18 protein-coding genes are annotated in these 22,705 nt (G+C 69.9%); 6 read left to right on the top strand and 12 right to left on the bottom strand.

The features are described from left to right. Positions 1–31: 31 nt before the first annotated feature. The 3 genes from ACFSOX_RS10190 (at position 32) to ACFSOX_RS10180 (ending at position 3,376) form a co-directional block, all read left to right on the top strand. Positions 32–1,036, top strand: a complete 1,005-nt coding sequence (locus ACFSOX_RS10190; RefSeq protein ID WP_378477700.1) for a Bug family tripartite tricarboxylate transporter substrate binding protein — start codon at positions 32–34, stop codon at positions 1,034–1,036. A 377-nt stretch (positions 1,037–1,413) separates the two neighbouring features. Beyond that, positions 1,414–1,860 (top strand): tripartite tricarboxylate transporter TctB family protein, encoded by a 447-nt coding sequence (locus ACFSOX_RS10185; RefSeq protein WP_378477699.1) that lies wholly within the window; start codon positions 1,414–1,416, stop codon positions 1,858–1,860. 7 nt (positions 1,861–1,867) lie between these two features. Next, positions 1,868–3,376: a tripartite tricarboxylate transporter permease gene (locus tag ACFSOX_RS10180; protein ID WP_378477698.1), complete on the top strand. Its 1,509-nt coding sequence runs from the start codon at positions 1,868–1,870 to the stop codon at positions 3,374–3,376. 160 nt (positions 3,377–3,536) lie between these two features. On the opposite strand, the gene ACFSOX_RS10175 is transcribed toward ACFSOX_RS10180, so the two are convergent. From ACFSOX_RS10175 to ACFSOX_RS10120, 12 genes are all read right to left on the bottom strand, one after another. Then, positions 3,537–4,523 carry an isochorismatase family protein gene (locus ACFSOX_RS10175; protein WP_378477697.1) on the bottom strand — a complete coding sequence of 329 codons (987 nt, stop codon included), beginning with the start codon at positions 4,521–4,523 and terminating at the stop codon, positions 3,537–3,539. A gap of 35 nt (positions 4,524–4,558) precedes the next feature. Next, positions 4,559–5,170 carry a resolvase gene (locus tag ACFSOX_RS10170; RefSeq protein WP_378477696.1) on the bottom strand — a complete coding sequence of 204 codons (612 nt, stop codon included), beginning with the start codon at positions 5,168–5,170 and terminating at the stop codon, positions 4,559–4,561. 61 nt (positions 5,171–5,231) lie between these two features. Beyond that, the gene (locus ACFSOX_RS10165) at positions 5,232–6,575 is read right to left on the bottom strand and encodes a dihydroorotase (protein ID WP_378477695.1); all 1,344 of its coding nucleotides are present in this window, start codon (positions 6,573–6,575) and stop codon (positions 5,232–5,234) included. Between the two features lie 244 nt (positions 6,576–6,819). Beyond that, positions 6,820–7,632 carry an ABC transporter ATP-binding protein gene (locus ACFSOX_RS10160; protein WP_378477694.1) on the bottom strand — a complete coding sequence of 271 codons (813 nt, stop codon included), beginning with the start codon at positions 7,630–7,632 and terminating at the stop codon, positions 6,820–6,822. After that, positions 7,629–8,420 carry an ABC transporter permease gene (locus ACFSOX_RS10155; protein WP_378477693.1) on the bottom strand — a complete coding sequence of 264 codons (792 nt, stop codon included), beginning with the start codon at positions 8,418–8,420 and terminating at the stop codon, positions 7,629–7,631. Before ACFSOX_RS10155 ends, ACFSOX_RS10160 begins: the two co-directional genes overlap by 4 nt. A 40-nt stretch (positions 8,421–8,460) precedes the next feature. Then, positions 8,461–9,462 (bottom strand): ABC transporter substrate-binding protein, encoded by a 1,002-nt coding sequence (locus tag ACFSOX_RS10150; protein WP_378477692.1) that lies wholly within the window; start codon positions 9,460–9,462, stop codon positions 8,461–8,463. Positions 9,463–9,847: 385 nt separating this feature from the next. Beyond that, a complete protein-coding gene (locus ACFSOX_RS10145) occupies positions 9,848–12,094 on the bottom strand; it encodes a ferredoxin (RefSeq protein ID WP_378477691.1) in 2,247 nt (748 codons plus the stop codon). A 37-nt stretch (positions 12,095–12,131) separates the two neighbouring features. Then, the gene (locus tag ACFSOX_RS10140; RefSeq protein ID WP_378477690.1) at positions 12,132–13,118 is read right to left on the bottom strand and encodes a thiamine pyrophosphate-dependent enzyme; all 987 of its coding nucleotides are present in this window, start codon (positions 13,116–13,118) and stop codon (positions 12,132–12,134) included. Positions 13,119–13,131: 13 nt separating this feature from the next. Then, a complete protein-coding gene (locus ACFSOX_RS10135) occupies positions 13,132–15,048 on the bottom strand; it encodes a 2-oxoacid:acceptor oxidoreductase subunit alpha (protein ID WP_378477689.1) in 1,917 nt (638 codons plus the stop codon). Between the two features lie 92 nt (positions 15,049–15,140). Next, positions 15,141–16,640, bottom strand: coding sequence for an NADPH-dependent glutamate synthase (gene gltA / locus ACFSOX_RS10130; protein ID WP_378477688.1), 1,500 nt, complete (start codon positions 16,638–16,640; stop codon positions 15,141–15,143). Positions 16,641–16,681: 41 nt separating this feature from the next. Continuing rightward, entirely contained in the window at positions 16,682–17,560 is an 879-nt protein-coding gene (locus tag ACFSOX_RS10125) for a sulfide/dihydroorotate dehydrogenase-like FAD/NAD-binding protein (RefSeq protein ID WP_378477687.1), read from the bottom strand. A 538-nt stretch (positions 17,561–18,098) separates the two neighbouring features. Then, positions 18,099–19,061: a polyprenyl synthetase family protein gene (locus ACFSOX_RS10120; protein WP_378477686.1), complete on the bottom strand. Its 963-nt coding sequence runs from the start codon at positions 19,059–19,061 to the stop codon at positions 18,099–18,101. Positions 19,062–19,646: 585 nt separating this feature from the next. On the opposite strand from ACFSOX_RS10120, the gene hpnC reads away from it, so the two are divergent. From hpnC to hpnE, 3 genes are read left to right on the top strand one after another with little or no spacing between them, the layout of a single operon-like run. Continuing rightward, a complete protein-coding gene (gene hpnC, locus ACFSOX_RS10115) occupies positions 19,647–20,552 on the top strand; it encodes a squalene synthase HpnC (protein WP_378477685.1) in 906 nt (301 codons plus the stop codon). Further along, positions 20,549–21,397 carry a presqualene diphosphate synthase HpnD gene (gene hpnD / locus ACFSOX_RS10110; protein ID WP_378477684.1) on the top strand — a complete coding sequence of 283 codons (849 nt, stop codon included), beginning with the start codon at positions 20,549–20,551 and terminating at the stop codon, positions 21,395–21,397. Before hpnC ends, hpnD begins: the two co-directional genes overlap by 4 nt. Continuing rightward, positions 21,397–22,632: a hydroxysqualene dehydroxylase HpnE gene (gene hpnE / locus ACFSOX_RS10105; RefSeq protein ID WP_378477683.1), complete on the top strand. Its 1,236-nt coding sequence runs from the start codon at positions 21,397–21,399 to the stop codon at positions 22,630–22,632. The genes hpnD and hpnE overlap by 1 nt, the downstream gene beginning before the upstream one ends. Positions 22,633–22,705: the final 73 nt, after the last annotated feature.

Raw genomic sequence — 22,705 nt, 5'->3', positions numbered from 1 at the left:
GCTCCGTCAGAGGGCCACACGGAGGACGACCATGATGAACCGTCGAAAGGCCTTCGGGCTTCTGCTCGCGACCACCTGCACGGTCGCGCTCGCTCCCGTCATCGGCGCCCGCGCCGCCGAGGATCCGGCCAAGTATCCGAGCCAGCCGATCCGCGTGATCGTGCCGTTCGCGCCCGGCGGCGCGTCGGACTTCGCGATGCGGCTGCTGCAGGCGCCGATGTCGCAGGCGCTCGGCCAGCAGATCGTGATCGAGAACCGCGCCGGCGCCGCCGGCAATGTCGGCATGGACGTCGCAGCGCGCGGCGCGCCGGACGGCTACACGGTGTTCTTCGGCAATGTCGGCACCGTGTCGATCAACCCGACGCTGTTCACCGACATGACGATGAAGCCCGACAAGGCCTTCATCCCGGTATCGGTCGCCTCCGAGACGCCGAGCGTCTTCATCGCCAACCCGAAGTTCCCGCCGAACACCATGAAGGAGCTGATCGACTACGCCAAGGCGCGTCCCGGCAAGGTGAACTTCGCCTCGCCGGGCAGCGGCAGCGTCGACCGGCTGGAGATGGAGCAGTTTCGCAAGGCCGCCGGCCTCGACATGAATCACGTTCCCTACAAGGGCGGCGCCGGCCCGGCCGTCGCCGACATTCTGGGTGGCCATGTCGAGGTGATGTCGGTGACGCTGCCCTCGGCGATGCCGCACATCAAGTCCGGGCGCATCAAGGTGCTGGCCATCACCGACGCCAAGCGCAGCCCGGTGTTGCCCGACGTGCCGACCGTCGTCGAGCTCGGCTACCCGGACATCGTCGCCACCTCGTGGCAGGGCTTCCTGGTGCCGGCCGGCACGCCCAAGCCGATCGTCGACAAGCTGTTCCAGGCGATCGTCAAGGCGACCCAGGATCCGACCGTCAAGCAGCGCATGCAGGAGGGCGGCGTCACCGCGGTAGCGAGCGAGTCGCCCGAGGCGTTCAAGGCCTTCATCGAGAAGGACACAGCGCGCTGGGCCAAGGTGATCGCAGAGTCCGGCGCCAAGCCGGATTGATCGAGTCGACCTGATCACGTCGTGATCGCCGGCCGGACTCCGACCGGCAATGTACCGAACGTCGTGACAGGGCTGATCAGTTCGGGTCTTCGATCGCGAGTTCGGTGCAAGACCTTCCCCCCACCCCCCGACCCCTCCCCGCCATTCGCAAGAGCGAATGGGAGGAGGGGAGCACAGGCGCCCCGGCCCGACCGATCACCTACGAGGCGCCGCGACTTGCAGGCGCCCTGACTTGCAGGCGCCGTGACGTGCGAGGCGCATCGACTCCCCTCTTCCCGCTCGCGAAGCGAGTGGCGCGGAGGGGTCGGGGGTGGGGGGAAGCCCCACGCTGGAACGCCGCGATCGTTCCGCAAATCGAGCGACACAGGGAGGTGCCCGTGCGCCTGCGTCTCACGACCGATCTCGTCACCGGCCTCTTGTTCGTCTCGCTCGGTGTGTTCGCCATCGTGTACGGCTGGACCTATCCGATCGGCACGCCGGCGCGCATCGGCCCCGGCTACTATCCGCTGCTGGTCGCCTCCGGGCTCGTCCTGCTCGGCCTGATCCTGCTCGGCCGCGCGCTCGTCACGCCGGGCGAGCCCATCGAAGGGATCGCCTTACGGCCGCTCGTCTTCGTGCTGCTCGGCACCGCGCTGTTCGGGCTCTTGGTCGAGAAGGCCGGCTTCGTGATCTGCGGCATCCTCGTCGTGGTGCTGGCACGGCTCGCCGACCGCGACTTCCGTCCGGTCGAGGTCGCCCTGCTCGCCGCCGGGCTCGTCGCCTTCATCGCCCTGTTGTTCTGGCTCGGTCTCAGCCTGCCGCTCCATCCGTTCCCGAAGTGGTGAGCCCGCCATGGACATCCTGAGCAATCTCGCGCTGGGCTTCTCGGTCGCGCTCGATCCCGTCAACCTCGTCTACGCGTTCCTGGGCGTGCTGCTCGGCACCGCGATCGGCGTGCTGCCCGGGCTCGGCCCGGTCGCCACCATCTCGATCCTGCTGCCCGTCACCTTCACGCTGCAGCCGCAGTCGGCCATCATCATGCTGGCCGGGATCTATTACGGCGCCGCCTATGGCGGCTCGACCACGGCCATCCTGGTCAACCTGCCGGGCGAATCGTCCTCGGTCGTCACGACGCTCGATGGTTATCAGATGGCCCGTCAGGGCAAGGCCGGCCTCGCCCTCGCGACCGCGGCGCTGTCGTCCTTCATGGCCGGCACGATCGCGACCTTCATCATCGCCTTCGCGGCGCCGGCGCTGGCCGAGTTCGCGCTCGACTTCGGCCCGGCCGACTACTTCTCGCTGATGGTGTTCGGCCTCGTCGCCGCCGTGATCCTGGCACATGGCTCGGTCGTCAAGGCGATCGGCATGATTCTCGTCGGCATCCTGCTCGGCACCATGGGCATCGACGTGAACTCGAGCCTGCCGCGCTTCACCTTCGGGGTGCCGCAGTTCGGCGACGGCATCGACTTCGCCGTCATCGCGATGGGCATCTTCGGCATCGGCGAGACCATCGCGAATCTCGGCCGCGGCGCGGAGGCGCGCGAGTACGTGAAGGACTACAAGGGTCTGTGGCCGGCACCGCAAGACTTGAAGACGATCGTCAAGCCGGCGCTGCGCGGCACGTTCCTCGGCGCCGCGCTGGGCATCCTGCCGGGCGGCGGGCCGGTGCTCGCCTCCTTCTCGGCCTATGCCTTGGAGAAGCGCATCGCCCGCGAGCCGGACCGCTTCGGGCGCGGCGCCATCGAGGGCGTCGCCGCCCCGGAGGCCGCCAACAACTCCGCCTCGCAGACCGCGTTCATCCCGCTCCTCACGCTCGGCCTGCCGGCGAGCCCGGTGATGGCCCTGATGGTCGGCGCCCTGATGATGCACGGCCTCTATGCCGGGCCGCAGCTCATCGCCGAGAAGCCGAGCCTGTTCTGGGGGCTGGTCGCCTCGATGTGGATCGGCAACCTGCTGCTCGTCGTCCTCAACCTGCCGCTGGTCGGCGTGTGGGCGCGGCTCCTCACCGTGCCGTACCGCCTGCTCTACCCCTCGATCCTGTTGATCTGCTGCATCGGCGTCTACTCGATCCGCAACGATGCGCTCGACGTGATCATCGCGAGCGTGTTCGGCCTCGTCGGCTACGTGCTGCAGCGGCTGCAATGCGAGCCGGCGCCGCTGCTGCTCGGCTTCATCCTCGGGCCGCTGATCGAGGAGAACCTGCGTCGCGCCCTCCTCATCTCGCACGGCAGCCCGGCCGTGTTCGTCGAGCGCCCGATCAGCCTCGCCTTCCTGATCCTCACCGTGATCGTGGTGCTGATCCTGCTCCTCCCCGCGATCCGCTCCGGCCGGGACAAGGTGTTCGTCGAGGAGACGAGCTGAGGCGAACGTCACATCGGCCTCGTGTCCCGGCGAAAGCCGGGATCCAGGGGCGACGCGGCAGAGCCTCGGCGACACCTCGCCCGCCGCTCCTAGGCCCCGGGTCACGGCGCGATGCGCCGCGCCCGGGACACGAGGCTCGAACGAGCGGTGAGCGCGGGTGCTACAGCGTCACCCCCGGCTCGAAGAGCTCGACCTTGGTGCCGTCCGGGTCGGCGACGTAGATGGTCAGCCCGTAGATGCCGTCGTGCAGCGGCTGGACGAATTTCACGCCGGCCGCCTCGAGGCGCGCCGCGAGGGCGCGCACGTCCTTCACCTGGAACGCCATGTGGTCGATCTGGCGGGCGCCGACGCCCCCCGACGTGAGCGCCAGCCCCTGCACGAAGGGCACGAAGGCCCGCCCGTCCGGCAACGGCTTCGCCACGCGCGGCGTGAAGCCGACGAGGTCCGCATAGAAGCGTCGCGACGCCTCGATGTCGGCGACCTGCAGCAGCAGGTGGGCGAACGACACGATCCGCGGCGCCAGCTTGGCGTCGATCCAGGCGCTCACCTCGCCCGCGCCGGCGAGCACGCAGAAATACTGCGCCCACACCTTCTGGGCCGTCTCCTCCCAGACGGCGTCGACGCCCGAGATGCAGTCCGTCACCGCGACCACGTCGTAGTCGCGCAGATAGGCCTCGCGGATCGAGGTCTCGACGCAGGCGTTCGTCGTCGTGCCGGTGACGAACAGCGTCGTCACGCCGAGCTGGCGCAGAAGGATCTCCAGCCGCGTCTCGTGAAAGGCGCCGAAGCGGTGCTTGCGCAGCACGAAGGTCGGATGCTTCGCGGCGAGATCCTTCAGCTCGTCGACGATCGCGGCGTCCCAGCTTCCGGCCAGGCACGACACCTGCTTGCGCCGCGCCGTGTGGGCCGCGAGCTTCTTTCGCGCCCGGCTCGCATCGACCGCGAAATGCTCCTGCACGGTCCAGATCACCGGCACGCCGGCGTCCTGAAATTTTTCCACCAGCGCCCTGGTCGGCCCGACGATGCTCTTCAGTCGGCCGACATCGACGCCGGAGACGCCGAGCGTGCCCTTCTCGTGCAGAAAGCCGTTCTGCATGTCGATGACGAGCAGCGCGGCGCTCTCGATCTCGATGGCGTCCAGCGACATTCTTGGGCTCCTCGGCCGGGATGCCGGCTCTTGGCTCAGGGTTTCGATGGTGTGGCGAGCGAGGATGCGCCGGCCCACTGCGCGGCGGGCAGCGAAAAGCCGGTGGCGAAATCGTTGCCGGCGTGATCCCGGCCGCGCACCAGCCACAGCGGCCGGGTCGCGAGGTTGACCAGCACGCGCCGCTCGGCGCCGCAGCGGTTCTGCGGCGCCCGCGGGTCGCGAACGTAGCGCGATGTCGCCGGCATGAATCGAAGCACGTAGAGCGGCCCGGGCGGGGGCTGCGCCGCGCGAACCGCGCTCGCGAGCCGCGTGATGTCGACGAGCCGCATCATGCCGTCGACGAGACTGATCAGCACCAGCGCGCCGGCGAGCGGCGCGACGGGCCACCACGCCGCCTCGTCCACATCAAGCGCGGCAGCGTCGGAGAGAATCTCGCTGTCCCACAGCACGAGGTCGGGACCGAGCACCGCCTCGACCGCGTCGACGACGGCGGCGCTCTCGCCGACGTCGAGAAAGCTCCAGGCGGCGGCGACGCAGGCGTGGCGACCGAACGGGTTGTGGACGCCGGACAGAAGCTCCGGCCACGGCCTTTCGGCGAGCGCGCGCGTGGCGGCGGCGCGCACCGGCGCGAGCAGGCGCTCGGGCACCGGCGGGCCCGTCGCCCGGCCCGTGTCGTCCCATCTCTCCCGAAGCTGCGTCGTGATCATCTCAGTCCGGACGAATGACGCAACGGCCGCGGCCATGGCGTTCCACGACCGCGCCGTTCTCGTGGACCACGTCGCCGCGCGAAACGGTGAGCACCGGCCAGCCCTTGAGCGTCCAGCCCTCGTAGATGCAGTGGCCGTGCCCGGTGTGGTGCACGGTGCGCTCCTCGTCGAGGTCGACCAGCACGAGGTCGGCGTCGGCGCCCGCCTGCAACGAGCCCTTCTTCGGCCACAGGCCGAAACGGCGGGCCGGATGATACGCGTTGAGCTGCACGAGCCGCGACAGCGACAGGCCGCGCTGACGCACGCCGAAATGCAGGAGCAGCGACAGCTCCCACGGGAAGCTGACGACACCCGGCACCTCCTTCCAGATGTCCTCACCCTTCTTCGGCACGAAGGGCACGTGATCGGTGCCGAGGCTGTAGACCGAGCCGTCGAGCACGCCGCGCCAGAGGCCCTCCAGCTCGGTGCGGTCGCGCAGCGGCGGCGAGATTTTCGCCTTCATGTCGAGGTCGGGATCGTAGCAGGTGCGGGTGAGATAATGCGGACAGGTCTCCACCGTCACGTCGATGCCGCGGCCGCGCGCCTCCGCCGCCAGCACCGGCCCCTGCCCCACCGAGGTGTGGACGAGATGCAACGGACAACCCGTGCGCTCGGCCAGGAAGATCATCCGCTTGATGGTCTCCTCCTCGCAGAAGGCCGGCCGCGACTCGCTGTAGACGCCGAGATCCTGGCGGCCCGTCGCCTTCATCTCGTCCTTCAGCCAGGAGGCGATGCCGGTGTTCTCGCAATGGACGCTGATCACGCCGCCGGGGATCTGCTTGAGATGCCGCATGGTGGCGTAGACCCAGCCGTCGGTCGCCGGGACGATGCCGATCGGATTGTCGGGCTCGTAGCCGAAATAGCACTTGAACGAGCGCACTCCGGTCTCGCGCACGATGTCGGGGATTTCGTGGATGTGCTCCTCGCGCTGGATGCCGAAATGGAAGCCGAAGTCGATCAGGCTGTTGGCCTCGCCGACGGCGCGGCGCTCCTTGTAGAACGGCACGTAGGGGCCGCTCTTGTTGCGGATGTAGAGGAGCACCGTGGTGACGCCGCCGCTCGCCGCGGCCGCCGTCTCCGAGCGCATGTCCTCGTCATAGGGGTAGTTGACGCCGAGATGGCAGTGCGGGTCGATCACGCCCGGCATCAGCACGCGGCCCTCGGCGTCGATGGTGCGCGTGGCATCGGGCAACGCGTCGTTCGTGCCGGTGAGGACGATGCGTCCGCTCGTCACAGCGACGCCGCCGAAGAACTCGCCGTCGTGATCGACGACGCGGGCGTTCTTGATGACCAGATCGGCCTTCATGGGAGGTCTCTCGATGGGGGTCGGTGTGGAGTAGCGTGATGCGTGGGATGGAATTCGAGCTCCGGACTGGGCCCCGTCATCCTGAGGTGCTCGCGCAGCGAGCCTCGAAGGATGCGACCCCGTACACGAGCCGTCGCCCACCCGATCTCGGGCTTGCCCGAGATCGGCTTGTGACGAGGGCAAGCCGACTTGCCGTGGCCCGGCTGCGCCGGGCACCCCAGGGTGACGGAGCCGGTCACAGCGTCTACCCCGTCGTCAGCACGCCGCGGGCCTCGAAGATGCCGCGGATTCGCGACATGTGGTCGATGAAGACCGGATCGGTGCGGCTGCGCCAGCTCCGCGGCCGCTCGATCGCCACGGTGAGGTCGAGGTCGACGCGGCCGGGCCGCGGCGACATCACCAGCACGCGGTCGGCGAGAAACACGGCCTCCTCGATCGAGTGGGTGATGAATAGCACCGTGCTGCCGACCGACAGCCACATCGCCTGCAGGTCGGTGATCATCTGCTCGCGGGTGAGCGCGTCGAGCGCGCCGAACGGCTCGTCCATCAGGAGGAGCCCGGGCTCCTGGACGAGCGCGCGACAGATCGCGGTGCGCTGGCGCATGCCGCCCGACAGCTCGCTCGGATACTTCTCGGCGAATCCACCGAGCCCGACCTGCTCGAGCAATCGTTCGGCCTTCGGCCGGTAGTCCTGCTTGCGCCAGCCCTTGATCTCGACGGGCAGCAGGATGTTGTCCATCACGGTGCGCCAGTAGAGCAGGAGGTCGGTCTGGAACACGACGCCGACTTTCGCGTGCGGCCTTTTCACCTCCTCGCCGTCGATCAGGATCCGGCCGGTCGAGCAGCGGGCGAGGCCGGCGACCAGCGACAAGAGCGTGCTCTTGCCGCAGCCGGACGGGCCGACGATGGCGACGAACGCGCCCGGCGCGATCGACAGACCGACCCGGTCGAGGGCCAGGAGGTCGCTGCCGTCGCGCAGCTCGTAGGTCTTGGTGACGTTCTCGATGGCGACCGACACGCCGTGCAGGCGGGTGGTGGCGGGCGTCGGATCCTTCATCGGGCCGCCTCGCGCTGGAACACGGCCCGCTTCTCCAGCGCCTCGAGGCTCCAGAAGGTGACGACGCCGAGCGCCGCGATGACGATCATGGCGGCGAAGCTCAGCGTCGTGTCGAACTGCGAGCTCGCCTGGAGCTGCAGGTAGCCGAGCCCCTTCTCGGCGGCGACGTACTCGCCGATCACGGCCCCGATCACCGACAGGCTGATGCCGACCTTGAGGCCGCCGAACAGGCTCGGGAGCGCCGCCGGCAGCCGCACCTTGACGAAGGTCTGCCACTCGTTGGCGCCCATCGAGCGGACCAGGCTCACCATCGTCTTGTCGAGGCTGTTGAGCCCCACCACGGTGGCGATCACGACCGGGAAAAAGGCGAGCAGGAACGACAGGAACAGCTTCGGCGCGTAACCGTACCCGAGATAGAGAACGAGCAGCAGCGCCAACGCCACCTTGGGGATGGTCTGCAACGCGACGAGGAGCGGATAGATGGCCCGCTCGAACAGCCGCGAGTAGAAGATCATCAGCGCCGTGCCGACTCCCGTGACGGCCGCGATGGCGAAGCCCGCCACCGTCTCGAACAGCGTCACGCCCGCATGGGTGGCGATCAGCTCATGGTCCCTCACGATGCGTCCGAGAATCTGGGTCGGCGTCGGCAGGATGAAGCTGGACAGCCCGGCGAGTGGCGCCCCGATCTCCCACACGGCCAGGATGAGCAGAGCCAGCACGGGTGCCGCCGCCGTCTCGGTGACGGCGCGCACGAGATGACGCTTGCGCCGTTGCTGCTGGATCGTCACGCCGATGCCCTCGCTGTGTCCCCTCGTCCCGTGGCGGTGCTCAGGGCTGCAGCAGCGCGTTGGTGTAGAAGGTCGCGGCCGGCTTCGGCGCGTCGATCTCGCCGGCGGACTTCAACAGCTCGAGCGCGTCCGTGATCGTCTTCTCCTCGATCCAGCCGATCGGCTTGCCGGCCGGCACCGGAATCGCGCCGACCGTCGCCTTGACCTGCTCCAGCACCGCGGTCTCGCTGGGCGGCGAGGCCCAATTCTTACGAATGGCCTGGGCGGCGGCCATCGGATCGGCCTTGGCAGCCGTCACGGCCTCGGCCGAGGCCTTCAGGAAACGCTTGAGCACGTCGGGTTTCTTGGCGAGATGCTGGTCGCTCGTCACCAGCGCCATGCCGGGCACGGCGAGGCCGTACTCGACCATGTCCATCACGACGAAGTCGACGCCCTTGTGCTGCTCGCGGATGATCGGCAGATCGTTGGTCTGGTAGACGCTCACCACGTCCACCTGCTTCTGGATGAAGGCGGGCACGCGCGCCTGTGCGTTCATCAGCGTGCGCTTGACCGCGGCCGGATCGACCTTGTTGAGGCGGAGGAACGCGTCGAGATAGCTGGTGCCGGTCTCGCCCACCGAGTGGGCGACCGTCATGCCGGCCAGATCCTTCGGCGTCTTGGCCGGCTTGTCCGGCCAGGTGATCAGCGTCACCGGCGTCTTCGGATGATAGAGCGCGACGATCTTGACCGGCAGCCCCTTCTGGATCGCGCTCAGCGCGAACACGCCGGGCAGGACGACGATGTCCTCCTGGCCCTGGATCAGCGCGCCGAGCGCGGCCTGCGCGCCGGCCCCCTCGCCGAGCTTCACGTCGAGGCCCGCCGCCTTGAACAGCCCCTTCTCCTGCGCCAGGAAGCACGTGCCGTACTCGCCCTTCATCTTCCACGAGAAGCGGACGTTGACCGTGTCCTGGGCGACGGCCGGCGCCACCGGGCCGACGAGGGCGGCGGCCGCACCGAGAGCGAGGGCGGCGAACGATCGGCGTGACGGGCGAGATCCGAGCATGTCGAGGTCTCCGGTTGGCGTGCCGGACCCGATCCGGATCGGGGCGATCGCGGGGTCGGCCGGCCGGAACGGCGGGCGCCTCGCTGAATGCAAGAAGCGCGCCGCTTACTCGTCATACAAAGCCGGACCGAGTGTGGGGGCGTGGGCGCGGGGCTGTCAAGGAAACGGCCGGCGACGGATCGTCACCGCGGGACGCGAACGCGATACGCTCTTACCGGCCTCGACGGTTGTCACTCGCTATTCGCCCACACTCCGCTCGTGCCGGCGCAAGCGGGAATCCAGGGGCGCCACGATCTGCGGCCCCTTGGTCCCCGGCTTCGCGGGGACGAGCGGACATCGGGGCCGGATCATCACAACCGAGAACGGCTCTGGCAGCGCGAACAATTCAGCCGAAGGCTGCGGCGCGCTTGCGCAGGTCGTCGAGGTCGGGCTCGCTCGGGTTCTGCGGCTCGCCGGGGTGGATGATGCCGACCGGGCAGCTCTCGGCCGCCTCGACGAGCTGGCGGTAGGTGCCGGCGGAAAGGTCGCCGATCGTCGCCTGCTTGTTGCCGTCGTAGACGAACAGCCGCGTGTTCACCTGCAGGCAGGCGTTGCAGCTCGTGCAGCGCGGTGTCTCGATATAAGCTTCGCCGCTCGGCGCCGACGCCGGCTCCGGTGCAGGCGTCGCAGCCTCCTTCGCGGCCGCCTTGGGCTCGGCCTTGGCGGCCGATACCGCCGCCACGGTCCCGACCGGCGCCGGGGACGGCGGCGCGGCCGCCACGTCCTCGCCCACCGCCTCGGCGGCCTCGCGCTCGGCCTGCTCGCGGGCGAGGCGCTCGGCCTGCGCGCGCCGCTCGGCCCATGAGTTGTGGATGTCGCCGAGCTCCTGCAGCCGATGCCACGCCTCGCGGGCGCGCCGGGTCGCCGCGATGACGGGCTCGCTCGCCACGGCGCGCCACAGGCGATTCTGGTCGTCGACCACCGGCACGTAGGGCACGGCGCCGACCGGCTGCGGCGGCCCGGCGATCCACACATCGACCGGCACCATGGCGTCGTTCCAATGCGCGCTCTCGACCAGGCCGAACAGATGCGCGTGGCGCGGATCGCCGGCGATCAGGTCGGCCGCCGTGAAGGCGATCTCGCCGACGATGCGCTGCTGCTTGGCATCCTCGCAGCGGAACGGGTGGACGCTCCAGTCGGCGTCGGGACGCGGATTGTCGGCGACGTCCCAGCGCTCGGCGAGCCCCGGACCGGCGGACGGATCGTAGGTGAAGCTCGGGAACACACGCGCCTGCGTCGCCGCGGCGGCGCGCAGATAGGGCGCCACCGGATCGGCGCCGTCGCGGCCCCCGTCCCGTCCTGCACCCGTATAGATCGAGATCAGCGTCGGCCCGGCATAGGCGAGCCCGCGGGCGAGGCGCGCGCCGCAACGGCCGAGCGCCGCCACGGTGGTCTGCAGGACGAACACGTCGTCGAGCCCGGTCGCCATGGTGGCGAGCCGCGTGCCGGCGAGCGTCGGCGCGCCGTGCTGGACGCCCGGATCGCCGATCACGTCGCCGGTCAGCACGACGACCTTGGCCGGCACGCCGGCGGCGAGCAGCTCCAGCACCTCGGCACGGCGCAGCGCGCCGGCGTCCTCGACGCAGACCAGGAGATCGGGGCCGAGCGCGAGGTCGCTGGGGCCGAGCGCGGCTTCCGAATACGCCTCGAAGAACGGATCGTGCTCCTCCTCGCGATAGCGCCCGTCGATCTCCAATTCGGCGATGGCGATCGCCCGGACGAGGGCGACGAGATCGGGACGCCGGGCCTCCCAGGCGGCGAGCGCCGTCGCGCAGTCGGTCACCACCAGGGTGGCGAGCGCCTGCTCCTCGGCGACGCGGTCGCGGCTGCGCAGCGCCCTGAGGAGCGGCTGCGCCTCCAGCACGGCGAGCGCCTGCTCGATGCGGCGGCGGCGCCGCTTCGACACCGGGCCGGAGGCCGAGACCGAGCCGAGCAGCTCCGACATGGTGGAGAAGTCGAACAGCGCGGAGAACCCGGGGCCGACCGCGGCGGCGAGCGCGTCCGGCGCCCGCCCGGCCTCGGAGCGGGCGAGGTCCGCGGCCAGGATGTCGGTCAGCTTGAGGATGATGCCCTCCACCCGCTCGGCGAGCCCGGCGAGCTTTCGCTCCTGCTCGAGCCGCCACAGATGGCGCACGATGGTCAGCGGCGTCTGCGCCGTGCAGGCGAGCAGCGCGCCGTCCACCCGAATGGCGGCGCGCACCGCCGCGCCGGTCTCGGCGAAGCTCGGGTCGGTCGCGGCGAGGGCGGCGACGACGTCGTCCCACACCGCCGACAGCAGCCCGCCGGCCGCCGAGCGGGCGCGGATCTCGCGCTCGATGCGCAGCGCCTGGCGGCGCATCTTCTCGCCCTGCGGACCGCGCGGCGCGACCGCCTTGAGGGCTGAGTCGACGAGGCCGGTCAGCGTCTGCACCACGTCGGCAGGCGCGGCGTCGCGCACCAGCACCAGCGGGTAGTCGTGCCGCAGGCGCGTCGGATCCGCATAGGCGGCGAGCAGCGCCGGCCGCAGCCGCCCGACGCTGTCGGCGGGCCTGGTGCCGACGGTGCTGCGTCCGAGCACGTGGAAGGCGAGCTGGGTCCTGACGTCGGCGTCCATGGGTCTCGTCCCCGCGCGTCGCGGGCCTCCGAAGTGATCAGGCGATGCGGGCCGCGGGCTCGTCGTCGGGCCACACCGTGAACTTGTCGAGCTCGGCCTCGAGCCCGGTCTTGACCATGTCGAGCGAGCGCGGCGTGCCGGCCTCGCGCACGTCCTCGTAGCAGGGCACGCTCTCGTCGCGGAACAGGATCCCGACCGGCACCGGATCGATGCAGGAGGCGATCTCGCGCGCCCTGTGGATGTCGGAGGGATCGTGCACCTGGCGGTTCTTGTAGATGCGCTGCAGGCCCGGCGAGAAGGAGATGCCGTCGTCGTGCTTGAGCAGCAGCGTCTTCTCCGGATCGCGCAGCCAAGCGTCCCACATGTTGGGCAGGAACTCGGGGCAGCGCTGGATGATGCGCACGAACGAGAAGCCCTTGTGGTGGAACGCCGCCCGGATCACGGCGTAGACGGCCTCCGGAATCCAGTCGACGGCCTGGGCGACGAACGACACGTTGGTGACGCCGAGCGTCACGGTCAGCGGGTTCATGGCGTCCAGATACGCGCCGTGCGGCGTGGTGTTGCTCTTCAGGCCCCTCGGCGAGGTCGGCGAGACCTGCTTCTTGGTGAGGCCGTAGACGTGGTTGTCGTGCAGCATCACGGTCATGTTCATGTTGTAGCGGATCGCGTGCAGCCAGTGCGCCGCGCCGATCGAGCAGCAGTCGCCGTCGCCCGTGTTGACGAAGACGTGCAGGTCCGGCCGCGCCATCTTGACGCCCTCGGCGATCGGCAGCGCGCGGCCGTGGATGCCGTGGAACCCGTAGGTCCGCATGTAGTGCGGGAAGCGGCTGGCGCAGCCGATGCCCGACACGAAGGCGAGCTTCTCGGGGCGCAGGTTCTCGTCGCGGCAGAGACGCTGGACGGCGGCCAGCACGGCGTTGTCGCCGCAGCCGGAGCACCAGCGCGGAACGCCGCTCTGGTAATCTTCCAGCGGATGATCGTCCTCGACCAGCCGGACCAGGCAATCGTGCTTCGGCATCGACATGATCGTTCTCCCGTCAGGCGAGCCGCGCGCGGATGAGCGCGTGGATGGTGCCGGGCTTGATCGGCTGGCCCATCACCTCGCCCCAGCAATCGACATCGACCAGGAACCGGCTGCGCAGCATCATGGCGAGCGCCGAGAAGCGGCGGTTGTTCTCGTCGATCAGCTTGTCCTCGGGGCGATCGCACCAGTTGGCCTCGACGCACAGAACCTTGTCGAAGCCCTGCATGATCTCCTTCACGCCGGGTTGCAGCGGCTGCAGGAAATGCAGGTGGGTCGAGGACACCTTCAGGCCCTCGGCCCGGGCACGCGTGACCGCCTCTTCGATCGCACCGCGGGTCGAGCCCCAGCCGACGATCAGGAGATCGCCGGTGCGGTCGCCGAACACCGGCGGCGGCTTCAAGGTCTTCTGCAGGGCGGCCAGCTTGAGGCTGCGGGCGCGGATCGATTCCTGGTTGATCACCGGATCGTAGGCGACCCGGCTGTCGCGGTCGTGGGCGAGGCCCGTGACCGTGTACATGCCGTTCGGCTGACCCGGGATGACGCGCCGGAACAGGCCGGTGTCGGGATTCCAGTCGTAGGGCTTGGTGCCGAACGGCACCGGGCTCTGGTCGATCGGTGCGGCGAGCCACGCCTCGTCGAACTTCGGCCGCGGGAACGGCTGCTGCGAGGTCGCGAGGTTGGAGTCGGAGAGCACCACGACGACCATGTTGAAGGCCTCGGCGATCTTGCGGGCCGTGATCACCGAGTAGAAGCAGTCCTCGATGGTGGACGCCGCCATCACGACCTTCGGGGCGTCGCCGTGGCTCCCGTAGATGGCGGTGAGGAGATCGCCCTGCTCGCCCTTGGTCGGCTGGCCCGTGGACGGACCGCCGCGCTGGACGTTGATGACGACGAGCGGGATCTCGGCCATCACGGCGAGCCCGATCGCCTCCTGCTTGAGCGAGTATCCGGGCCCCGACGTGATGGTGACGGCGCACTTGCCCGCGTAAGACGCGCCGATCGCGAACGTGCAGGCGGCGATCTCGTCCTCGGCCTGGTGGACGATGCCGCCGACCCGCTCGAACACCTCGCTCAGGTAGTGCGAGGCCGAGGTCGCCGGCGTGATCGGGTACATGGCGCAGATTTCCATGCCCGAGGCGAGCACGCCGAGCGCCAGCGCCGTGTTGCCGTTGACGACGATCTGCGGCACCGTCGCGCGCCGCGCCGGGATGCGGTACTTGACGTCGAGATTGTCCTCGGCCCAGGCGGCGCCGGCCTCGAGCAGCGTCAGGTTCGCCCGGATCACCGTGTCGGACTTCTTGCGGAAGGTGAGCCGCACCTGCTCGCGAGCGAGCTTGAGGTCGAAGCTGAACAGGCTGCACAAGAGCCCGAGCACGAACATGTTCTTGCCGCGGCGGGCGTCCGGCACCACCGGCTTGCACAGCGCCTCGAACGGGATCTCGACCACCAGGAAGCCGCGATCGACCAGCTCCTCGTAGGTCTCGCGATAGGCGGCGGCGATGCGCGGATCGGAGTGCGTGCGCCACATGCTCTCGAGGAAGATCGTGCAGCCGGGCTTCAGCTCGCCGGCCCGCACGCGGCCGAGCAGCACCTGCTCGTTGAAGGCGACGACGATGTCGACGCCGTCGCCGCCGTTGGCGATGCGGCTCGATCCGAGCCGGATGCGGTTGCCGCTGGCGCCCGCGACGCTGCGGGCCGGCGGCTGGATCTCGGCCGGAATGATCTCGACCGTCCACACGCCGTTGCCCATGCGGGCCGCGATGGCGCCGAGCGACTGGCCGCAGCGCTGCGCCCCCTCGCCCGAGTCGCTGATGATCTCGACGACGCATTCGTCGAGCGTTGTGACCGTCGGCTCGGCGACGACGGGGCGCGGCGGCGCCGGCTCGTCGGCCGTCACGTCCTCGCGCACGGAGGTCAGCGTCTCGCTCATGACAGTCTCTTTTTCGTTCTTGAAGGCAGCCTGTCGGTGTGCCGGTGTGTCGGTCTTCTGTGGTCGCGAGCGCCGACCGGGCGGTCGGCGCGTCATACGGCTTTCACGCGAACGAAGTTGTGCTCGGCAGGATCGAAGCCGAACAGCGCGGCTTCGGGGGGCGTCGGGTCGGCGTAGACGGTCTCGGTGTCGCGCAGGCCGAGATACTTCTTCATGCTGCGCGCGGCGGTGCGGCCGGCCCCCATCGCCTTGATGACGGTCGCGGCGCCGGTGACGATGTCGCCGCCCGCGTAGACGCCGGCCAGCGAGGTCGCGAGATCGGCGTCGGTCGCGATGTAGCCGCGCTTGTCGAGCGCGATCTTCGAGGTCTGGCCGATGATCGGGTTGGCATTGGTGCCGATCGCCACGACCACGAGGTCGCAGGCGAACTCGTACTCGCTGCCCTTCACGGTCACGGGCTTGCGGCGGCCGGAAGCGTCGGGCTCGCCGAGCTCCATCTTGATGCAACGCATGCCGCGCACGCCGCCCTTGCCGTCGTCGAGGATCGCGACCGGCGCGGTGAGCCAGTGGAACGCGATGCCCTCCTGCTCGGCGTGGTGGACCTCCTCGATGCGGGCCGGCGCCTCGTTGCGGCTGCGGCGATAGATGCAGTGCACCTCCTCGGCGCCGAGCCGCTTGCACACCCGCATGGCGTCCATGGCGGTGTTGCCGGCGCCGATCACGGCGACCTTGGCGCCGATCGGAAGCGGCGTGTCGAAGCCCTCGTCCTTCGCCTGCATCATGTTGCAGCGGGTGAGCAGCTCGTTGGCCGAGAGAACGCCGTTGAGCGAGTCGCCCGGGATGCCCATGAAGCTCGGATAGCCGGCGCCGGTGCCGACGAAGACGGCGTGGAAGCCCATCTCCTCGATCATCTGCTCGATCGTGAACAGGCGGCCGACCAGCGTGTTGCAGACGAACTTGACGCCGAGCTTCTCGAGGTTGCGGATCTCGGCGTCGACCACGCTGTTGGGCAGACGGAAGTCCGGAATGCCGTAGCGCAGCACGCCGCCGGGCAGGTGGAACGCCTCGAACACGGTGACGTCGCAGCCGGCCTTCGCCATGTCGGCCGCGCAGGCCATGCCGGCCGGTCCGGAGCCGACGATGCCGACCTTGAAGCCGTTCGGCTCGATATAAGGAACGTTGCTCCAGCCCTGAGCGATCGCGGTGTCGCCGACGAAACGCTCCAGCCGGCCGATGGCGACCGGAGCGAGCTGATTGCCGACCACGCAGGCGCCTTCGCACTGGTTCTCCTGCGGGCAGACGCGACCGCACACGGCGGGCAGGAGGTTGGTCTGGGTGATCACGTCGTAGGCGCCGCGCAGATCGTTGGCGGCGATCTTGGCGATGAAGCCCTTGATGTCGACGCCGACCGGGCAGCCCGGCGTGCAGGCCGGCCGCGGGCATTCGATGCAGCGGCTCGCCTCGAGCTCCGCCTGCTCCGGCGTGAAGCGCAGCGTCACCTCGTAGAAATTCTGCACCCGCACCTGCGGATCCTGCTCGCCGACCTCGGCGCGCTCGCGCGGGATCGTCCGAATCGTCTTTCGCTTCGCCATCGTTTCCCGCACCCTCGCAGGCGTTCGTCACATCCCGTCCGTCACGCAGCCGGCTCGCGGCCCATGCGGCAGCTCTCCTCGTATTTCGCCAGCGCCGCCTTCTCGGTGGCGGCGAAGCGTTTGAGGCGAACCATGAGATCGTCGAAATCGACCTGATGTGCGTCGAAGTCCGGCCCGTCGACACAGGCGAACTTGATGCCGTCGCCGATCTTCACCCGGCAGCCGCCGCACATCCCGGTGCCGTCGACCATGATCGGGTTGAGGCTGACGACCGTCTTGATCTTGTGTGGCCGCGTCGTCTCGGCGCAGGCCTTCATCATGATGGGCGGGCCGATGGCGACGACCTCGTCGACGTCGGGATGCGCGGCGATCGCTTGGCGCAGGCCTTCGGTGACGTTGCCCTTGATGCCGACCGAGCCGTCGTCCGTGCAGACGATCACCTCGTCGCAGCAGGCGCGGAACTTGTCCTCCCAGAAGACCAGATCCTTGGTGCGGAAGCCGACCACGGCCGTCACGTGGGCACCGGCCTCCTTGTAGGCGCGCGCCTGCGGGAAGATCGGCGCCACCCCGAGGCCGCCGCCGACGCAGACGACGCGGTGCTGGCCGCCGATGTGGCTCGGCTCGCCCATCGGGCCGGCGAGCGCGTGCAGGAAGGTGCCGACCCGGCAGACGTCTTGCATCTCGCGCGTGGTCTTGCCGACCGCCTGGATCACCAGCGTGATGGTGCCACGCTCGCGATCGAAGTCGGCGATGGTGAGCGGGATGCGCTCGCCGTGATCGTCGAGCATGACGATCACGAACTGCCCGGCGCGCGCGGCTTTCGCCATCAAGGGATGGCGCACCTCGAGCAGATAGGTGACGTCGGAGAAATCTTGCCGGGCGACGATCTCGAAGCCGCGGGAGTCCAGGAGGCTCGACATGGCACGTCGCCTGCGAGGATTGATGGAAAGCACCCCACCCGGCGAGGCACCAGGACGACCGAGCGCTTCCTCTCGGGTTTCTTGTCGACCCTCACATGAACGTTTCGTGTCCGATGCACATTGACCTCGCTCAAACGACCGGGGTGCAAGCGAATCCGGCACCGCAGCGAGACCTCCGCCGGCGGCGACGGCCGGTGCGCTGCAGCGAGCGATTTCCGCTGACGGGAACACGAGTTCGGCTGTCCGAAACAACGCCGGCCGCGGGCGGCGCCACGGCCCCGCCGCACCTCGGCAGGCCCGCCATACGCACACCGAATGGCGGACGAGCCAGAGGGCGAGTTGTTCGTGTCCGAAGCCTTCGCCTCTTCCCAGCGGGAACTTTGTATTATTTGGTCATTCCGGGGCGGCGCGCAGCGCCGAACCCGGTATCCAGCCCAGGATGTGGAATTTGCCGCTGGATTCCGGGTTCGCGCCTTCGGCGCCCCCCGGAATGACCAATTTTGCAAAGCCGCCCCTCAGAGAGAGGGTGAAACCAGCCTCAGTGGCTCCGTTCGGCGACGAAGCGGGCGGCGGCGCGAAGGATGTCGGCCTTCGGACCGAACGCGGCGACGGCGGCTTCCGCTTCGGCGACGAGGTCGGCGAGGGCCCTGCGGGCGCCGTCGACGCCCATGATCCGCACCAGGGTCGCCTTGTGGAGGCCGGCGTCCTTGCCGGTCGCCTTGCCCACCGTGGCGGCGTCGCCGGTCGCGTCGAGGAGGTCGTCGGCGACCTGGAAGGCCTTGCCGACGGCGACGCCGTAGCGGTCGAGCGCCGCCTGGGCATCCCGGTCGGCGCCGGCGACGATCGCCCCGCCGACGCAGGAGAAGCGCAGCAGCGCCCCGGTCTTCATCGATTCCATCGTCTCGGTCGCGGCGCGGTCGAGCGGCTGGGGCACGTTGCCGTTGAAGCGCCCTTCGGCCGCGAGATCGAGCATCTGGCCGCCGACCATGCCGCCGATGCCCGACGCCCGGGCGAGCGCCAGGACGAGATCGATGCGCACCACCGCGTCCGGATGCGTCTCGGGCCGGCCCAGCACGTCGAAGGCGAGCGTCTGGAGCGCGTCACCCGCCAGGATGGCAGTGGCGTCGTCGAACGCCTTGTGGGTTGTCGGCCGACCGCGGCGCAGGTCGTCGTTGTCCATGGCGGGGAGGTCGTCGTGCACCAGGGAGTAGCAGTGGACGAGCTCGACCGCGGCGCCGACCATCAAGGCGCGCGAGCGGTCGCCGCCGAACAGGGCCGCGGATTCGACCGCCAGGAACGGGCGGAACCGCTTGCCACCGGCGAGGCTCGCATAGCGCATCGCGGCGAGCAGCCGGTCCGGGCGAGCCTTCTCGCCGGCCTCGGGAGCGGCACCGAGCAGGCGCTCCAGCAGGGTCTCGGTCTCGGCCGCGACGGCGTCCAGCCGTGCGGGAAATCCGACGTCGGCACTGGCGACGTCGGCGTGCTTGGTGTTGCCCAACAACTCGGCTCTCCCCGGATGCCCGTCGGTCGGGCCCCCGGCCGCCCGCGCCCGCATGGCGCCGGCTCCTGCCGTCCGACGACGGGATCTCGGCCCCTGGCTTAATCATCGCGGCCCGCGAGGGCAACCGGCTTGACCACCGGGCGCCCGCCCGGGCCGGCGCCCGGCCGGGTGCCGTGGTGGACCACCGGGAACGGTGTCGCGACGGCCGGGTTCGGTTCGCGCCGGGTTCCGCGAAAGCCGCGCCGGAGCGTGTCCCGGATACACCCCCGGCGCCGAAAACGCAGCCGGAACAATCGTTCCGGCCCGCGCGCGCGTTGACTCGCAAGGCCCTGCATGCTTTGAACTTCGGACGCCTCGCAGCACTCGAATATTGCGCTGTCGCTCGCGCGCGCTGCCCCAGGAGATCCGGCCCGAGTGACCCGGCCCGCTCGTCGGCCAGTCGCCGGTCCACGCACGAGCATCGATTCATCAACAAGGGCCTGCCGGTCGCGTCATGATCCCGAACGTCGCCCCCGACTCCGTCTTCGTGCGCCGCCCGTCCGGCCCGGCGCCGGCTCGTGAGATCATCTCGTGCGAGATCCGCCCGTGACGACCACGGCCGCCGATCTGCGGTCCGGCAAGGGATCGCACGACGAGAACTTCCCGGTCGCGTCGTGGATCGTGCATCCGCGCCACCGGCCGGCGATCCTCGCCTTCTACGAGTTCGTCCGCGTCGCCGACGACATCGCCGATCACCCCACCCTGACCGAGGCCGACAAGCTCGCCTATCTGGACCGCCTGGAGAGCAGCCTGCTCGGCAAGGGCGCGAGCGAGCCGGAGGGTGTCGCGCTCAAGGTCGCGCTCGCCGACCGGGCGCTGTCGCCGCGCCACGCCCGCGACCTTCTCACCGCGTTCCGGCTCGACGTCACCAAGCGGCGCTACACCGACTTCGACGACCTGATCGACTACTGCAGCGTCTCGGCCATGCCGGTCGGCCGATTCGTGCTCGACGTGCACGGCGAGCGCGGCACCACGTGGAACGCCAACGACCGCTTGTGCGCCGCGCTGCAGATCATCAATCACCTGCAGGACTGCGCCAAGGATTACCGGACGCTCGACCGCGTCTACATCCCGGGCGACATCTTCGCGGCCCACGGCGCTTCCGTGGAGGATCTGGGCGCTGCGCAGGCGAACCCGGCGCTGAAGGCCTGCATCGCCGACCTCGCAGGACGCACCGACAGCCTGCTCGCCGAGAGCCGGGTGTTCTCGTCGCTGATCCGCGACCGCCGCCTCGCCCTCGAGGTCGCCGTGATCCAGACGCTCGCCGAGCGGCTGACCGCGATGCTGAAGGTGCGCGACCCGCTGTGCGAGCGCGTCCATCTCGCCAAGCCCCAGGTCGCCGCGCTCGGCCTCCTCGGCCTCGTCAACGGCATTCTGGGGCGCTTCCGGCGCCCGCCCACCGCTCCGGCCGCGCCCGCGGCCGATCCCGCGAACCCGCGACGCCAGCCATGACCCAGCTCGCCGTTCATCCCGAGGAGACCGAGCCCGTCGCGTCGCGCCGCGCCGCCGGCAGCTCGTTCTACTTCGCCATGCGCATGCTGCCGCGGGCCCGCCGCGACGCCATGTTCGAGATCTACTCGTTCTGCCGCTATGTCGACGACATCGCCGACTCCGAGGCGCCGCGCGCCGACCGGATCGCCGCGCTGGAGCGCTGGCGGCGCGAGATCGACGACGTCTATGCCGGCCGGGTGGCGCCGCAGCACCGTGGCCTCGCCCAGGCGATCGCCGATTTCGGCCTGCGCAAGGAGGACTTCGTCGCCATCATCGAAGGCATGGAGATGGATGCGGCCGCCGACATGAGGGCGCCCGACCTCGCCACCTTCGACCTTTACTGCGACCGCGTCGCGAGTGCCGTCGGCCGCCTGTCGGTCAAGGCCTTCGGCATGGGCGAGCCGGACGGCGAGCAGCTCGCCCATCACCTCGGCCGCGCCCTGCAGATCGTCAACATCCTGCGCGACATCGACGAGGACGCCGAGAACGGCCGCCTCTATCTTCCGCGCGAGCTCCTCCAAGAGGCCGGCATCGACACCACCGAGCCGCGCGTCGTCGCCGCGCATCCGGGCGTCGGGCAGATCGGCCAGGCGTTGATCGAGCGGGCCCGAAAGCACTTCGAGGCGGCCGACGAGATCATGGACCGCTCGCCGCGCTGGATGGTCCGCGCCCCGCGCATCATGGGCAAGGTCTATCGCGCGATCCTGGACGATCTTTCGGCCCGCGGCTTCGATCAGCCGCGCGAGCCCGTGAAGGTCAACAAGCTGTCGCTGCTCCTGATCGTGCTGCAGTACGGGTTCGTCTGATGGCGGGCGCCGTCCACATCATCGGGGCCGGCCTCGCCGGCCTCGCCGCGGCGGTGCGCCTGGCCGGCACCGGCCGCCGCGTCACGGTGCACGAGGGGTCGAAGCAGGCGGGCGGCCGCTGCCGCTCCTATCACGACGCGGCGACCGGCCTCTACATCGACAACGGCAACCACCTGCTCCTGTCGGCCAACGCGGCCGCGCTCGACTATGCCGCGACCCTCGGCACCGCCGATCGCCTGCACGGGCCGGCCGAGGCGGCGTTCGATTTCTTCGATCTGCGCACCCGGACCGGATGGCGCCTGCAGATCAATAACGGCCGCATCCCGTGGTGGATCTTCGACGAGCAGAAGCGCGTGCCCGGCACCGGCTGGCGCGACTACGTCGCGTTGGCCAAGGTGCTGTTCCCCGGCGAGCGGCCGCTCGGCGAGGTGATCCCGTGCAAGGGCGCGCTCTACGAGCGGCTGATCGAGCCCCTGATGGTCGCGGCGCTCAACACGGCGCCGCCGGTCGCCTCGGCGGCGCTCGCCCGCACGATCGTGCGCGAGACGCTGGCGAAGGGCGGCGTCCATTGCCGGCCGCTGGTCGCCACCGGCGGGCTCGGGAGCGTGTTCGTCGAGCCGGCGCTCGACCATCTGCGCGCCCGCGACGTCCCGGTGTCGATGACGCACGAGCTGCGTGCCCTCGTGACGGATAGCGACCGCGTCACGGGGCTCGATTTCGGCGACGAGACGATCGCCCTCGGCCCCGACGACTCCGTGATCCTCGCCGTGCCGGCCTGGACCGCGACCGCGCTGGTGCCCGGTCTGACCGCTCCGACCGAGTTCCGCTCGATCCTCAACACGCATTTCCGCACCGTGGCGCCACCCGGAACGCCGCCCCTGGTGGGCGTGATCGGCGGCACGGCGGAGTGGATCTTCGTGTTCCCGGATCGCGTGTCGGTGACCACCTCGAACGCGGATCGTTTCATGAAGGAGCCGCGCGAAAAGCTCGCGCAGACGATCTGGGACGAGGTGCGCCGCGTGATCGGCATCACGGAGACGGAGCTTCCGGCCTGGCAGATCGTGCGCGAGCGGCGCGCCACCTTCGCGGCGACGCCCGAGCAGAACGCGCTGCGGCCCGGCCCCACGACCGCGTGGAAGAACCTGGCGCTGGCCGGGGACTGGACCGACACCGGCCTGCCCGCGACCATCGAGGGCGCGATCCGATCCGGCAACACGGCCGCCGCACTGATCTGACGCCGCGCCGACCCGAGCACGACCCCGAACAAGAACACGACCGAGAACGAGAGCAGTCCGATGCGAGACGTGA

Source organism: Rhodoplanes azumiensis (genome assembly GCF_042682915.1).
Classification (GTDB): domain Bacteria; phylum Pseudomonadota; class Alphaproteobacteria; order Rhizobiales; family Xanthobacteraceae; genus Rhodoplanes; species Rhodoplanes azumiensis.
This window is presented reverse-complemented; position numbering and strand designations above follow the sequence as displayed.

Excerpts from the sequence above, each read along its gene's own strand:
- ACFSOX_RS10150 (WP_378477692.1), bottom strand. The coding sequence starts at position 9,462 with ATGCTCGGATCTCGCCCGTCACGCCGATCGTTCGCCGCCCTCGCTCTC.
- ACFSOX_RS10145 (WP_378477691.1), bottom strand. The coding sequence starts at position 12,094 with ATGGACGCCGACGTCAGGACCCAGCTCGCCTTCCACGTGCTCGGACGC.
- hpnD (WP_378477684.1), top strand. The coding sequence starts at position 20,549 with ATGACCCAGCTCGCCGTTCATCCCGAGGAGACCGAGCCCGTCGCGTCG.
- ACFSOX_RS10125 (WP_378477687.1), bottom strand. The coding sequence starts at position 17,560 with ATGTCGAGCCTCCTGGACTCCCGCGGCTTCGAGATCGTCGCCCGGCAA.
- ACFSOX_RS10190 (WP_378477700.1), top strand. The coding sequence starts at position 32 with ATGATGAACCGTCGAAAGGCCTTCGGGCTTCTGCTCGCGACCACCTGC.
- hpnE (WP_378477683.1), top strand. The coding sequence starts at position 21,397 with ATGGCGGGCGCCGTCCACATCATCGGGGCCGGCCTCGCCGGCCTCGCC.
- ACFSOX_RS10140 (WP_378477690.1), bottom strand. The coding sequence starts at position 13,118 with ATGTCGATGCCGAAGCACGATTGCCTGGTCCGGCTGGTCGAGGACGAT.
- ACFSOX_RS10180 (WP_378477698.1), top strand. The coding sequence starts at position 1,868 with ATGGACATCCTGAGCAATCTCGCGCTGGGCTTCTCGGTCGCGCTCGAT.
- ACFSOX_RS10175 (WP_378477697.1), bottom strand. The coding sequence starts at position 4,523 with ATGTCGCTGGACGCCATCGAGATCGAGAGCGCCGCGCTGCTCGTCATC.
- ACFSOX_RS10160 (WP_378477694.1), bottom strand. The coding sequence starts at position 7,632 with ATGAAGGATCCGACGCCCGCCACCACCCGCCTGCACGGCGTGTCGGTC.
- ACFSOX_RS10165 (WP_378477695.1), bottom strand. The coding sequence starts at position 6,575 with ATGAAGGCCGATCTGGTCATCAAGAACGCCCGCGTCGTCGATCACGAC.
- ACFSOX_RS10135 (WP_378477689.1), bottom strand. The coding sequence starts at position 15,048 with ATGAGCGAGACGCTGACCTCCGTGCGCGAGGACGTGACGGCCGACGAG.
- gltA (WP_378477688.1), bottom strand. The coding sequence starts at position 16,640 with ATGGCGAAGCGAAAGACGATTCGGACGATCCCGCGCGAGCGCGCCGAG.